This window comes from Klebsiella sp. CN_Kp104 (assembly GCF_040064515.1).
In the GTDB taxonomy this organism is placed as follows: domain Bacteria; phylum Pseudomonadota; class Gammaproteobacteria; order Enterobacterales; family Enterobacteriaceae; genus Klebsiella; species Klebsiella aerogenes.
In genome coordinates, this window is sequence record NZ_JBEAII010000006.1 from 29,174 (window position 1) to 43,739 (window position 14,566).

Annotated in this window: 10 protein-coding genes; 3 read left to right on the forward strand and 7 right to left on the reverse strand. The window is 58.1% G+C overall.

Going from position 1 to position 14,566, the window contains the following annotated elements:
• The first annotated feature begins 42 nt into the window (after window positions 1-42).
• Window positions 43-870, forward strand: a complete 828-nt coding sequence (gene djlA / locus ABLU80_RS09180; protein ID WP_015704375.1) for a co-chaperone DjlA — start codon at window positions 43-45, stop codon at window positions 868-870.
• 32 nt (window positions 871-902) lie between these two features.
• On the opposite strand, the gene ABLU80_RS09185 is transcribed toward djlA, so the two are convergent.
• Window positions 903-1,601, reverse strand: coding sequence for a response regulator (locus tag ABLU80_RS09185; RefSeq protein ID WP_015368286.1), 699 nt, complete (start codon window positions 1,599-1,601; stop codon window positions 903-905).
• Window positions 1,591-3,216: a sensor histidine kinase gene (locus ABLU80_RS09190; protein ID WP_348849914.1), complete on the reverse strand. Its 1,626-nt coding sequence runs from the start codon at window positions 3,214-3,216 to the stop codon at window positions 1,591-1,593. Before ABLU80_RS09190 ends, ABLU80_RS09185 begins: the two co-directional genes overlap by 11 nt.
• Window positions 3,217-3,491: 275 nt before the next feature.
• On the opposite strand from ABLU80_RS09190, the gene ABLU80_RS09195 reads away from it, so the two are divergent.
• Both ABLU80_RS09195 and citX read left to right on the forward strand, forming a co-directional pair.
• Entirely contained in the window at window positions 3,492-4,856 is a 1,365-nt protein-coding gene (locus ABLU80_RS09195; protein WP_015368284.1) for a 2-hydroxycarboxylate transporter family protein, read from the forward strand.
• Between the two features lie 169 nt (window positions 4,857-5,025).
• Window positions 5,026-5,565, forward strand: coding sequence for a citrate lyase holo-[acyl-carrier protein] synthase (gene citX, locus ABLU80_RS09200; protein WP_015368283.1), 540 nt, complete (start codon window positions 5,026-5,028; stop codon window positions 5,563-5,565).
• Window positions 5,566-5,627: 62 nt separating this feature from the next.
• Here citX and rluA read toward each other — a convergent pair whose 3' ends face one another.
• The 5 genes from rluA to araA all read right to left on the reverse strand — a co-directional run bounded on the left by rluA (window position 5,628) and on the right by araA (window position 14,563).
• Entirely contained in the window at window positions 5,628-6,287 is a 660-nt protein-coding gene (rluA, locus tag ABLU80_RS09205; protein ID WP_002888348.1) for a bifunctional tRNA pseudouridine(32) synthase/23S rRNA pseudouridine(746) synthase RluA, read from the reverse strand.
• 12 nt (window positions 6,288-6,299) lie between these two features.
• A complete protein-coding gene (gene rapA / locus ABLU80_RS09210; RefSeq protein ID WP_015704377.1) occupies window positions 6,300-9,206 on the reverse strand; it encodes an RNA polymerase-associated protein RapA in 2,907 nt (968 codons plus the stop codon).
• 131 nt (window positions 9,207-9,337) lie between these two features.
• Entirely contained in the window at window positions 9,338-11,695 is a 2,358-nt protein-coding gene (gene polB / locus ABLU80_RS09215) for a DNA polymerase II (protein WP_242814382.1), read from the reverse strand.
• A gap of 616 nt (window positions 11,696-12,311) precedes the next feature.
• Window positions 12,312-13,007, reverse strand: coding sequence for an L-ribulose-5-phosphate 4-epimerase (gene araD, locus ABLU80_RS09220; RefSeq protein WP_015368280.1), 696 nt, complete (start codon window positions 13,005-13,007; stop codon window positions 12,312-12,314).
• A gap of 53 nt (window positions 13,008-13,060) precedes the next feature.
• Window positions 13,061-14,563 carry an L-arabinose isomerase gene (gene araA / locus ABLU80_RS09225; protein ID WP_348849915.1) on the reverse strand — a complete coding sequence of 501 codons (1,503 nt, stop codon included), beginning with the start codon at window positions 14,561-14,563 and terminating at the stop codon, window positions 13,061-13,063.
• Window positions 14,564-14,566: the final 3 nt, after the last annotated feature.

The window sequence follows — 14,566 nt, forward strand, 5'->3', positions numbered from 1 at the left end:
GTCAGATATAGCTTAACTGGTAGCGGAAAGATTGGGGAGTCTATGCAGTATTTGGGTAAAGTGATTGGTGTAGCGGTTGCATTATTGATGGGTGGCGGCTTCTGGGGCGTGGTGCTTGGCTTTTTAGTCGGCCATATGTTTGACCGGGCCCGTAGCCGTCGCCTGAATTTATTTGCCAACCAGCAGGAGCGGCAGTCGCTGTTCTTTTCCACCACTTTTGAAGTGATGGGGCATCTGACCAAATCGAAAGGTCGCGTCACGGAAGCCGATATTCATGTGGCGAATGTGCTGATGGATCGAATGAACCTGCACGGCGAGTCGCGCACCGCGGCGCAGCAGGCTTTTCGCGCCGGTAAGGCCGATAATTATCCGCTGCGCGAGAAAATGCGTCAGCTGCGCAGCGTCTGCTTTGGTCGCTTCGATTTAATTAGGATGTTTCTGGAAATTCAGCTGCAGGCGGCCTTCGCCGACGGCGAATTACATCCCAATGAGCGCGAAGTATTGTTTGTTATCGCCGACGAGCTCGGTATCTCGCGCGCGCAGTTCGAGCAGTTCCTGCGTATGATGCAGGGCGGCGCGCAGTTCGGCGGCGGCTCGCAGCAGCAATCCTATGGTCAGCGCGGCGGCAATGGCGGCTGGCAACAGGCGCAGCGCGGCCCAACCCTTGAAGACGCTTGTAACGTGCTCGGCGTGAAACCGACCGATGATGCCACAACCGTCAAGCGCGCCTATCGTAAACTAATGAGCGAGCATCATCCGGACAAGCTGGTGGCCAAAGGGCTGCCGCCGGAGATGATGGAAATGGCGAAGCAGAAAGCGCAGGAGATCCAGAAAGCCTGGGAGCTCATCAAAGAGCAGCGCGGCTTCTGAAAACCGTGAGGCTTCTCCTGCGGGGAGAAGCCTTAGTTCGCGCCCCGCGCGCGGCGATACATCCGCCGCGGGTGGCCAATCTTACCGTACAGCATTTCCACTTCCAGAAAACTCACTTCTACGCAGTGCTCGAGATAACGACGGGCGGTGGTCTTGCTCAGTCCGGTTTCGCTGACCACTTCGTCCACTGAAAAGCAGTGCGTTTCGCGGCCATGAAATAAATTTTGCACCAGCGCCAGGGTCTTTTCCTCGATGCCCTTGCTGCCGTTATCGGCGCGAAAATTTTTGGCCTGCAGCTGATACAGGGAATCAACGTTTTGCTGATCGACGATTTTCCATTCCCGCTGCTGGTCATAAAACTGAATAAAGCGCTCCAGCGACTGGCTCAACCGTTTCCATGAGACCGGCTTGAGAATGTAGTCGAAGGCGCCATTGCGTATCGCCTGGCTGCAGGTTTCCATATCGCTGGCGGCGGTGATGAAAATGACCGAACAATTGGCGTTGGCCAGAAGCGGGTCGGTCATCAGCGTAACGCCTTTGCCGTCCGGCAGATAATTATCCAGCAGGACCAACTGCGGTGGTCTGGCGTTCAGCATCTGCCGTGCCTGGGAAAGCGAGGCGGCCGTTCCCGCCAGCCGCATGCGCGGGTGTTTCTGAATGAGCTCGGCGTGCAGGCGGGCCAGCTCGTTTTCATCTTCGATGATCAGCACATCGACCAGATCATGATGCATCGTTGGTCTCCGGTTGCGGATGGGCTGGCGGGTCGGCGGGAATAAACAGAGTAAATATCGTTCCGCGCGGCGCATTATCGGCGACTTCAATCGTGCCGCCAGCCTGGGTCACATAATGTTCAATAAGATACAGACCAATACCGTGATCGCCACGGGTTTTCGTCGTCACTCCACGTTCAAAAATACGCTCGCGGATATCCGGGCGGATACCGACACCGCGGTCGGCCACCTCAATCATCAGCTCGCGGGCGTTGAGTTGAATCAGTACCTCGACCGGCTCGTGCGGTAGTTCGGCGCGTTGCGTGGCTTCAATGGCGTTATCCAGCAGATTGCCGATGATCGAAATAAGTTCCGACTCCATCAGCGACGACAGCGGGCGATCGATACGGCAGGCCGGATCAAAGCTCAGTTCAACGCCTTTTTCATAGGCGCGGGTGGCTTTACCCAGCAGCAGGCCGCATAGCGTCGGCGATCGGAAACGCGAGGAGATGAAGTCCAGTAGCTCCTGGGCATGCTCCGATTGCGCCTGTATATAGCGAATAGCTTCGTCGTAGTGGCCCATATGCAGCAGGCCGGAGAGCGTGGTCATGCGGTTGAGCTGTTCGTGGCGCATAATGCGCAGGTTATCGACATAGCGTTTCACCTGGCTTAGCTGAGCGGTGAGGGCGTTAATTTCATCGCGGTCGCGGAAGGTGATCACCCAGCCCTGCAGCGAGTTTTCCAGCATGATGCGCACCCGGCTGGCGAGTACCGTCAACTGGTTAAAGCGACACAGTTCATCGTGAGTATCATTCGCCAGCATGGCGTCGCTGGCGAAGAACGGCTGCGGGGCGATCACGCTATCAATCGATTTGCCGCGCAGCAGATGCGCGGGCTGCTTAAGTCCCAGCAGGCTGCGGGCGGCGTGGTTAATCACTTCAATTCTTCGCTGGCTGTCGATAACGATAACTCCTTCGAAAATCGATTCCATCATCGCTTTTTGCTGGCGTACCAGCAGGCCAATTTCGCGCGGCTCCAGCGAAAAAATCTGTTTTTTAATACTGCGGGTAAAATACCAGGAGAAGATAAACAGGGCGATCAGCAACAGAATGGCGGCGACAAAAATATTCACCACCTTTTGCACGGTGATGCTGTCGAGATAGCTGGTCAGATAGCCGACGGAGACAATGCCAATCACCCTCCCGTTATCATCGACAATGGGCGTTTTACTGCGTAGCGAGACGCCTAAACCACCTTTACGGATGGTGGTGATAGTTTTGCCTTCCAGCACCGCCTGGTTATCGCCGCCCACTAAGCGGGTGCCGACCCATTCCGGGTGTACGGAATGAAACAGATGCACGCCTTTATCATCACCGATGACGATAAAGCTGGCGTCGCTGTGGACGGCGATTTGCTTCATAAAGGCGCTGATAGCCTGCGGGTCGTGCAGGCTAACCTGCTGGCGCAGATTGGGCATCAGCGCAATCTCTTCGGCCTGAATTTTCGCCCTGGCGCTCATTTCCTGATACAGCTGGCGGCTGGCGTCGAGATAATAATAGACCCCAAGCAGAGCGAATAAGATGGAGAAAAAGGCCACCAGGGAGATGAACAGCTTAAATTGAAATGAAACTTTCATAGTTATGCGCACAGTATTTGAGATGCGGCAACGATATCGTCAGCGGCCAGAAGGATAATTTATCTACTGGCGCCTATTTATAAAGGGTAATTATCCGGTTATTAAAAAAACCATAAAAACCACGCTAAGAAATTAGATATATATCACTAGAGTCAATAGAAACCATAAAAACCATAACGACCATTAAAACTTCTTTTTTAATCTGCCCCCTCTCACATTAACGCCGTGCTCCCCCCTCTACCCTGAACAGGAATAATAACTACAGGGCTGAATTTATGAGCACCACAGACAACGCATTCTCTGCAACCCTTGAACCTATTAACAAACCGAAGGCCTCGCTGAAGCAGCGCTGGTGGCACGTGATGGATAGCTGGAAAGTGGGGATTATCCCGCTGCCGCTATTTTTGTTGGCCGGCGGTCTTATCGCGCTGGACTGCCTTGGCGGCAAGCTGCCGAGCGATATCGTGGTGATGGTGGCGACGCTGGCCTTCTTCGGTTTTGCCTGCGGCGAGTTCGGCAAGCGCCTGCCGGTACTTGGTAAGCTTGGCGCGGCGGCGATTTGCGCCACCTTTATTCCTTCCGCGCTGGTCCATTACGGCCTGCTGCCGGATGTGGTGGTTGAATCCACCACCAAATTCTATAAATCGACCAATATTCTTTATCTCTACATCTGCTGCATTATCGTTGGCAGCATTATGAGCATGAACCGCACCACGTTGATTCAGGGGTTCCTGAAGATCTTCCTGCCGATGCTGTGCGGCGAAGTTGTCGGTATGTTGGTCGGCGTGGGAGTTGGCAGTCTGTTGGGGATGGATCCGTTCCAGGTCTTCTTCTTTATCGTGCTGCCGATTATGGCCGGCGGCGTGGGCGAGGGGGCGATCCCGCTGTCGATTGGCTATGCGGCGCTGATGCATATGGATCAGGGCGTTGCGCTGGGACGCGTGCTGCCGATGGTGATGCTGGGCAGTCTGACGGCGATTGTCATCGCCGGCTGTCTGAACCAGCTTGGTAAACGCTTCCCGCATCTGACCGGCGAAGGCCAGCTAATGCCGAACCGCAGTAATGAAACCCGCAGCCTGAGCGAAAGCGAAGGATTTGGCGGTAAAACGGATGTGGCGACGCTGGCCTCTGGCGCGCTGCTGGCGGTGCTGCTGTATATGATGGGCATGCTGGGACACAAATTGATTGGCCTGCCGGCGCCGGTTGGCATGTTGTTCCTCGCGGTGCTGCTGAAGCTGGCGAATGTCGTTTCGCCGCGCCTGCAGGAGGGCTCGCAGGTGGTGTATAAATTCTTCCGTACCGCGGTGACTTACCCGATTCTGTTTGCCGTCGGCGTGGCGATTACCCCGTGGCAGGAGCTGGTAAACGCCTTCACGCTGACCAACCTGCTGGTCATTGTTTGCACCGTGTCGGCGTTGGTGGCCACCGGGTTCTTCGTCGGCAAAAAAATGGGGATGCATCCGGTCGACGTGGCGATTGTCTCCTGTTGCCAGAGCGGGCAGGGCGGCACCGGCGACGTCGCTATCCTGACTTCCGGTAACCGTATGAACCTGATGCCCTTCGCCCAGATAGCCACCCGTATCGGCGGCGCGATTAATGTGTCGTTAGGGCTGCTGTTCTTAAGTCATTTCTTATCGTGATTTAGTGCTGCGCTAATAGCAAAAACTGCCATTTCCCTCCGCAGGACGAAGAAAATTTCTTTGTCCTGCATCCTAAATTCTGTGCAATTAGCGATACAATAGGCGGCGTTATCCGCGATAGCGACGGCAGCCCCGAGCTGTCTTTTTGATCATTAAAGGAGAGGAAAGAATGTCAGTGCATACTCCCGCCCGGGCGGGCGTCAGCATGGAAAATCTGCTGGCGGCGAAAGAGCAGCGCGCAGCCCGTCAACAAGACTGGCTCAACCATTATCAACAACCGGTCATTTCTCTCACCCTGGTAACGCCAGGGGCGGTAAAAGACAGTATTCGCTATCGCAATATGATGGGTGTTGCGCTGCAGGCCTGTGACCAACTTCTGTGGCAGCAGCGTTGGAAAACGCTCGACCGCCAGGTGTTGTGGCTGCCTACCGGCCCGGAAGCGATGTGGTGCGTTGAGCACTCCGCGGAAGAGATCAAAGCGCTATGCAGCGAACTGGAACAGAATCATCCGCTGGGTCGCCTGTGGGATATCGATGTCATTTGTCCGCAAGCGGGGCTGATTAGCCGCCAGGCGCAGGGCGAAGCGATGCGCCGCTGCCTGCTGTGCGATGAACCGGCCCACGCCTGCGCGCGCAGCCGTCGTCACGACACCGGGCTGGTGGTCGCTCGCGTTGAACAGATGATTGATGCGTGGTTCGCCCGCGATTAATCGCGTTAGCGTTAGAGATTTCCCCGGCGGCGTAGCGCAACCGGGGGCGTCCGGATAATGACTTAAAAGTCGATCGGCGCGCGGAAGGTCATCGCGTTGCCGTAGGCGGGATGGGTGATGGTTAACGTTTCTGCATGCAGTAGCAGGCGCGGGGCCATCGCCAGCGCCTCCGGCGTGGCGTAAAAGCGGTCGCCGAGGATCGGATGCCCTAACGCCAGCATATGCACGCGAAGCTGATGCGAGCGCCCGGTAATCGGCTTCAGGCGCACGCGGGCGGTGTTGTCCTCCGCGTACTCCAGCACTTCATATTCGGTTTGCGCCGCTTTGCCGGTTTCATAACACACCTTCTGCTTTGGCCGGTTCGGCCAGTCGCAAATTAGCGGTAAATCCACCAGACCTTCCGCAGGCTGCGGATGACCCCAGACGCGGGCGACGTACTGCTTTTTCGGCTCGCGCTCGCGGAACTGACGCTTTAGTTCACGCTCGGCGGCCTTATTCAGCGCCACCACAATCACGCCGCTGGTAGCCATATCCAGGCGATGCACCGATTCGGCCTGCGGGAAATCGCGCTGGATACGCGTCATCACGCTATCCTTATGCTCCTCCAGCCTGCCGGGCACGGACAACAAGCCGCTCGGCTTGTTGACCACCATAATGTGCTCATCCTGATACAGAATCACCAGCCAGGGATCCTGCGGCGGATTGTAGTTTTCCATCGCCATTTTCGCGTTCCGTTACTGGTGAGTGACGACGATCAGACGCAGCGCGTCCAGACGCCACCCGGCCTGCGCCAGCGCATCCATCACCTGCTGGCGGTTGCTTTCGATCGCCGCCAGTTCGTCGTCACGGATGTTCGGGTTCACCGCTTTCAGCGCTTCGAGACGCGACAGTTCAGCCGTCAGTTTATCATCGGCTTCGTTACGCGCCGCGTCGATCAGCGCCTGCGCCGCTTTGGCTATCTGCGCTTCGCCCTGCTGCAGAATCGCGTGAACGTCCTGCTGCACCGCGTTGACCAGTTTGCTACCGGTATGGCGGTTGACCGCGCTCAACTGGCGGTTGAAGCTTTCGAACTCCACCTGCGCGGCGAGGTTGTTGCCGTTTTTATCCAGCAGCATGCGAACCGGGGTCGCCGGCAGGAAGCGGTTAAGCTGTAATTGCTTCGGCGCCTGCGCTTCGACGACGTAGATTAACTCCAGCAGCAGTGTGCCAACCGGCAGCGCCTTGTTCTTCAGCAGCGAAATGGTGCTGCTACCGGTATCACCGGAGAGGATCAGATCCAGACCGTTGCGAATCAGCGGGTGTTCCCAGGTGATGAACTGCGCGTCTTCACGCGACAGCGCCACGTCACGCTCGAAGGTAATGGTGCAGCCATCTTCCGGCAGGCCCGGGAAATCCGGCACCAGCATATGATCGGACGGGGTCAGGACGATCAGGTTTTCGCCGCGGTCATCCTGGTTGATGCCGACGATATCGAACAGGTTCATTGAGAAGGCGATCAGGCTGGTATCGTCATCCTGCTCTTCGATGCTCTCCGCCAGGGCCTGCGCTTTTTCGCCGCCGTTGGAGTGGATCTCCAGCAGACGGTCGCGGCCCTGTTCCAGCTGCGCTTTCAGCGCTTCATGCTGCTGGCGGCAGGATTTGATCAGATCGTCGAAGCCATCGGTGGATTCTGGCGCGGCAAGGTAGTTTATCAGCTCATCATGGACGCTGTCGTAGACGGTACGGCCGGTCGGGCAGGTATGTTCGAAGGCGTCGAGCCCTTCGTGATACCAGCGCACCAGCACCGACTGCGCGGTTTTTTCCAGATACGGCACGTGGATCTGGATATCGTGCGCCTGGCCGATACGGTCGAGACGGCCAATACGCTGCTCCAGCAGATCCGGGTTAAACGGCAGGTCGAACATCACCAGGTTGCTGGCGAACTGGAAGTTACGCCCTTCGGAGCCGATTTCGGAACACAGCAACACCTGCGCGCCGGTGTCTTCTTCGGCAAACCACGCCGCGGCGCGGTCGCGTTCGATAATCGACATCCCTTCATGGAATACCGCGGCGCGAATACCTTCGCGCTCGCGCAGTACCTGCTCCAGCTGCAGCGCGGTGGCGGCTTTGGCGCAAATCACCAGCACTTTCTGCGAACGGTGGCTGGTCAGGTAACCCATCAGCCATTCGACGCGCGGATCGAAGTTCCACCAGGTGCCGGTATCGCCTTCAAACTCCTGATAGATCTGCTCCGGATAAAGCATATCGCGCGCGCGCTCTTCCGCGGTTTTGCGCGCGCCCATAATACCGGAGACCTTGATGGCCGTCTGGTACTGGGTCGGTAGCGGCAGGCGAATAGTGTGCAGCTCACGTTTCGGGAAACCTTTCACGCCGTTACGGGTGTTACGGAACAGCACGCGGCTGGTGCCGTGGCGGTCCATCAGCATCGAAACCAGCTCCTGGCGCGCGGCCTGAGCATCTTCACGATCGCTGTTGGCAGCCTGCAGCAGCGGCTCGATATCCTGCTCGCCGATCAGATCGCCAAGGGTATTGAGTTCATTATCGTTTAGCTTGTTGCCCGCCAGCAGCAGGGCGACGGCGTCGGCGACCGGGCGATAGTTTTGCTGTTCTTCAACAAACTGTTCAAAATCGTGGAAGCGGTTTGGATCCAGCAGACGCAGGCGCGCAAAGTGGCTCTCCATGCCCAGCTGTTCCGGCGTCGCGGTCAACAACAGGATGCCCGGTACGCGTTCGGCCAGCTGTTCAATGGCCTGATATTCACGGCTCGGCGCCTCTTCGCTCCACACCAGGTGGTGCGCTTCATCGACCACCATCAGGTCCCACTCGGCGTCGCACAGGTGCTCCAGGCGCTGCTTGCTGCGGCGTACGAAGTCTAAGGAACAGATCACCAGCTGTTCGGTTTCGAACGGGTTGTAGGCGTCGTGCTGCGCTTCGGCATAGCGTTCGTCGTCAAACAGCGAGAAGCGCAGGTTGAAGCGGCGCAGCATTTCCACCAGCCACTGGTGCTGGAGGGTTTCCGGGACCACGATCAGCACGCGCTCGGCGGCGCCGGAGAGCAGCTGCTGGTGGAGGATCATCCCGGCTTCGATGGTTTTACCTAAGCCCACTTCATCGGCCAGCAGAACGCGCGGCGCGTGACGACGGCCTACGTCGTGGGCAATATTTAACTGGTGCGGGATCAGGCTGGTGCGCTGGCCGCGCAGGCCGCTCCACGGCATGCGGTACTGTTCGCTCTGGAACTTACGCGCGCGGTAGCGCAGGGCAAAGCGGTCCATCCGGTCGATTTGCCCGGCGAACAGGCGGTCCTGCGGCTTGCTGAAGGCGAGCTTACTATCGAGCAGGACTTCGCGCAGGGTAACATGTTCTTCTTGCGTATCCAGGCGGGTGCCGGTGTAGGACAGCAGCCCATTTTCTTCATTTACTTCGTCAACGTGGAGCTGCCAGCCTTCGTGGCTGGTAATGGTATCACCCGGGTTAAACATCACGCGGGTAATCGGGGAATCGTTGCGAGAGTACAGACGGTTTTCGCCGATGGCGGGGAAAAGGAGAGTGACCATGCGCGCATCCAGCGCTACCACTGTCCCTAGTCCTAGTTCGCTCTCTGTATCGCTAATCCAGCGTTGACCAAGTGTAAAAGGCATATGTGTTCGGCTCTTTGTTCTTTAATTGCAGGCAATAGTGCATCCTCAGCATAGTTACGCTGAGGAATCAAAATTGGGTCCAGGAATGGAAAGGGCGCTATGGTACTGGATGCCGCGGTGTTAGTCACCTGTCAAAATAGCCCCAGTTGCCCTGTCACTATTGTAGCAAAGTCGTCGTTGACGAAGGGAAGGATTCCTTCCGCCACCGGCTGCAATTGCTTTGACAGATAGTGATCGTAATCGAGCGGCGACTGCTGGTAATCCACCGGCTCCGGGCCGCCGGTAGTCCAGACATATTTAATGGTGCCGCGCTGCTGATACTGCTGCGCCCGTCCAAGCTTCACGTTGTGTTCATCCGCCAGCCTCGCGGCGCGCACGTGCGGCGGCACGTTACGTTGATACTCTGCCAGCGGTCGGCGCAGGCGCTTGCGATAAACCAGTTGCTCATCGAGCTCGCCGTTCATCAGCCTGGCGATAGTCTCCCGCACATAATCCTGATACGGCTGATGGCGGAAGATGCGTAGATACAGCTCCTGTTGAAACTGCTGGGCCAGCGGCGTCCAGTCGGTGCGTACCGTCTCCAGCCCCTTGAACACCATGCGCTGGGTATCGCCTTCCTGAATCATCCCGGCATAACGTTTTTTACTGCCGGTATCGGCGCCGCGGATCGTCGGCATTAAAAAGCGGCAAAAGTGGGTTTCATACTCCAGCTCCAGCGCGCTGGTCAGTTGGCTTTTACCCAATTCCTGCGCCCACCAGTCGTTGACATAGGCAACCAGCTTGCGGCCGATTTCCGCCGCCTGCGCTTCGCTATGCGGGCGTTTGAGCCAGACGAAGGTGGAGTCGGTATCGCCGTAGATAACGTCATAGCCCTGGGCTTCAATCAGCGCTTTGGTCTGGCGCATGATCGCGTGGCCGCGCATGGTGATCGACGACGCCAGCCGTGGATCGAAAAAGCGGCAGGCGCTGGTCCCCAGCACGCCGTAAAAGGCGTTCATGATGATCTTCAGCGCCTGCGACAGCGGCTTATTATGCTGACGCTTGGCTTCATCGCGGCCGTGCCAGATCTGCCCGACGATGCCTGGCAGGCAGTGCTTTTCACGCGAGAAGCGGGCGCCGAGAAATCCTTCGGTGCTGTGGCGGTCATCGGGCTGCGCCAGCCCTTCAACCAGGCCGACCGGATCGATTAAAAAGGTGCGGATGATCGACGGATACAGGCTTTTGTAGTCCAGCACCAGTACCGAGTCATACAGGCCGGGGCGGGAGTCCATGACGTAGCCGCCGGGACTGGCCTGCGGGGGAATTTCGCCGAGATTCGGCGCCACGTAGCCCAGCCGGTGCATGCGTGGGAAATAGAGATGGCTGAAGGCGGCGACCGATCCGCCGTGGCGATCGGCGGGCAGACCGTTGACCGTCGCCCGTTCGAGCAGAAACGGCATGATCTCCGTCTTGTGAAAGATCCGTGTCACCAGCTCGCAATCCTGTAGGTTATAGGTGGCCAGCGCCGGTTTATCTTCATGAAAGCGGCGATCGATTTCGTCCATCCGATCCCACGGGTTGTCGATAGCTTTACCTTCGCCCAGCAGCTCGCGGGCGACGGCCTCGAGTGAAAATGAGGAGAAGTTCCAGAACGCCGATTTTAGCGCTTCGATGCCGTCGATAATCAGCCGGCCGTTGGCCTGGGCGAAAAAGACGCCGTTCTTAAAACCGTGCTCGCGCCACTCCAGCTCGCTATTGCCGCGGCCGAGCAGCAGCGGGATGCGGTAGCGCTCGGCGTGTTTTTGCAGGACCCGCAGATCGAACTGCACCACGTTCCAGCCGATCAGCACGTCGGGATCGTGTTCGGCAAACCAGGCGTTGAGCTTTTCCAGCAGCAGCGGACGGCTGGCAACGTAGACCAGGCTGAAGCCCACATCCGGCGGCGTAGCGGGCTCGGGGCCCAGCATGTAGACCACCCGCTGGCCGCAGCCTTCCAGGCCGATGCAGTAGAGCTCGCCGTGGCGGCTGGTTTCGATATCCAGCGAGACCCATTTCAGCGGCGGGCGATAGTCCGGATGCGGTTTCATGCGCGCGTTAACCAGCTGTGAACCCCGCGTTTCGCCTTCTACCCAAACCGGGGCGGTGATAAAGCGCTCCATCAGGTAACGCTCCGGCGGGCGGATATCGCCTTCGTAAACGGTGACGCCGTTTTCACGTAGCTTTTTTTCCAGCCGCATCAGCTGGCGATGGCCGCGGCAGTACAGGCCGAAAACCGGCTGGCGATGGAAATCTTTTAGCGCGAGCTGGGCCAGACGATAGCCGTTTTCACCCTGCAGCAGACGTTCAGCCTGCGACCGCTGCGCTTCAGGAATAAACGCGACGGATTCCTGCGGCGGCAGCGTGACCTGCAGCGGGCCGTTATCGGTCGCCAGCCAGAAGGCCAGTTCCGTTCCCTGCGGGGTATCCCGCCAGTGACGGGTGAGTAAAAATCCTGCTTGCGGCTGCGTCACGCGTGCTCTCAACGATAAAAAACCAGGCCTGATTATAGCCTGGTTTCACGATGGGTGCTGGGGTTTTATACAGGCATTCAGCGCCGCGGTTGCCCCGGATTTCGGCTTGCGCCTCATCCGGGCTACGCCCGGCATGTGATCTGTAGGCCCGCGCAAGCGCAGCGCCGCCGGGCAATATCCGTGGATCAGGTGCCGCTTTGCGCCGGATGGCGGCTGCGCCTTATCCGGCCTACGGTTCTATTCACCATGCTGGCTGAAACTGCCGGTGTTGGTGGCCTCAAAATCGCTGAGACGTTCCCGGAAGGCCGGGGCAGCCCGCATGGATGCGGGCTGAGGGCCGTGATTTGCAAGGACGCTGCCTCGGCCCGACCCGAAGCCTGCAGGGATAAGTCGAAGGCACCACGAAGTGGCGATTTTGGCGGCCAGAGCCCGGGAGTACAGAGGGCGGCGGCGACTGGCCGCCCTCTGTGCGCTCCCTGCGCCATGAGAGACATAACGCAGAAAAATTAACCGGGAGCGCAATGTGCTCTGAATTAACACAAAACACACGTTTTTCCCGGACCAAAACAGTTGTAAACCGACAACAGTTTCTACAACATGGCCCAACCAGCGGCCGTTATTGGCCGTAGTAGGCTTTGGCCCCGTGCTTACGCAGATAGTGCTTATCGAGCAGCGTCTGCTGCATATCCGGCAACTGCGGCGCCAGCTGGCGGCAGAAGATCCCCATATAGGCGATCTCCTCCAGCACGATGGCATTGTGTACCGCGTCTTCGGCGTTTTTACCCCAGGCAAATGGGCCGTGGGAATGCACCAGCACGCCGGGCATTTGCGCCGGATCGATTCCCTGCTGACGGAAGGTTTCGACAATCACATTGCCGGTTTCCCACTCATATTCGCCGTTGATCTCCGCATCGGTCATCAACCGGGTGCAGGGGACCGGGCCATAAAAATAGTCTGCGTGGGTGGTGCCGGTCGCCGGAATAGATTGTCCGGCCTGCGCCCAGATGGTGGCGTGGCGCGAATGGGTATGCACAATCCCGCCAAGCGTCGGAAACGCCTGATACAGCAGGCGATGGGTCGGCGTATCGGAAGAGGGCTTTTTGTTGCCTTCCACCACTTCACCGGTCTCCAGACTGACGACGACCATGTCGTCAGCGGTCATCAGGCCGTAATCTACGCCGGAGGGTTTAATAACCAATACCCCTTTGTCACGATCGACGGCGCTGACGTTACCCCAGGTTAAGGTCACCAGATTATGCTGCGGTAGCGCTAAGTTGGCCTCCAGCACCTGGCGTTTGAGATCTTCTAACATCTTGTTCTCCCTGCCCGATGAGCGGATTGTCATCGGGCATTATGCTTGTGCGCTTAGCGTTTTGAACCGTAATAGACTTCATTCCAGCGCAGCGCGTCTTTGAACGACGGCAGGCGGGTGTCGTTGTCGATGACGGTCAGTTCAATATCCTGCAGCTCGGCAAACTGGTGCATATCGTCGAGGGTTAGCGCATGGCTGAAGACGGTATGGTGCGCGCCGCCGGCGATGATCCAGGCTTCCGAGGCGGTACGTAGATCCGGTTGCGCCTGCCACAACGCGTTGGCCACCGGCAGCTTCGGCAGATCGTGCGGCGTCGCGACGGTTTCGATGGTGTTGACCAGCAGGCGGAAGCGATCGCCTAAATCAATCAGGCTGGCGACGATCGCCGGGCCGGTTTGGGTGTTGAAGATCAGACGGGCCGGATCGGCCTTGCCGCCAATGCCCAGCGGCTGGACGTCGAGGATCGGCTTCTCGGCGGTAGCGATAGTTGGGCACACTTCCAGCATGTGCGAGCCCAGCACCAGATCGTTGCCGTTGTCGAAGTGATAGGTGTAATCCTCCATAAAAGAGGTGCCGCCCTGCAGACCGGTCGACATCACTTTCATGATGCGTAGCAGAGCGGCGGTTTTCCAGTCGCCTTCGCCGGCAAAGCCGTAGCCCTGTTGCATCAGGCGCTGTACGGCGAGACCCGGCAGCTGTTTCAGGCCGTGAAGGTCTTCAAAGGTGGTGGTAAAGGCGTGGAAACCGCCTTGCTCAAGGAAGCGTTTCATCCCCAGTTCGATGCGCGCGGCGTCCAGCACGTTCTGGCGCTTATCGCCGTGCACCTGCGCTGCTGGCGTCAGGCGGTAGCTGCTTTCGTATTCATCGACCAGCGCGTTGATATCGCCGTCGCTGATGCTATTCACCACCTGCACCAGATCGCCGACCGCCCAGGTGTTGACCGAGAAGCCGAACTTAATCTGCGCCGCCACTTTATCACCGTCGGTTACCGCCACTTCGCGCATGTTATCGCCAAAGCGGCACACTTTCAGATGACGGGTATCCTGCTTAGAAACCGCCTGGCGCATCCACGCGCCGATGCGCTGGTGCGCTTCTTTATCCTGCCAGTGGCCGGTGACGACGCTGTGCTGCTGACGCATGCGCGCGCCGATAAAGCCGAATTCGCGGCCGCCGTGCGCGGTCTGGTTGAGGTTCATAAAGTCCATATCAATGCTGTCCCATGGCAGGGAGGCGTTGAATTGGGTATGGAATTGCAGAAGCGGCTTGTTGAGGAGCGTCAGGCCGTTAATCCACATTTTCGCCGGCGAGAAGGTGTGCAGCCAGACCACTAATCCGGCGCATTTATCATCGTAGTTGGCGTCGCGGCAAATATGCGTGATTTCATCCGGCGTGGTGCCGAGTGGTTTCAGCACCAGCTTGCACGGCAGTTTTGATTCCGCATTCAGGCTATTCACCACATGTTCGGCATGTTTCGTCACCTGGCGTAGGGTCTCCTGGCCATACAGGTGCTGGCTGCCAATTACGAACCATACTTCATAGTTATCAAAAATCGTCATTTT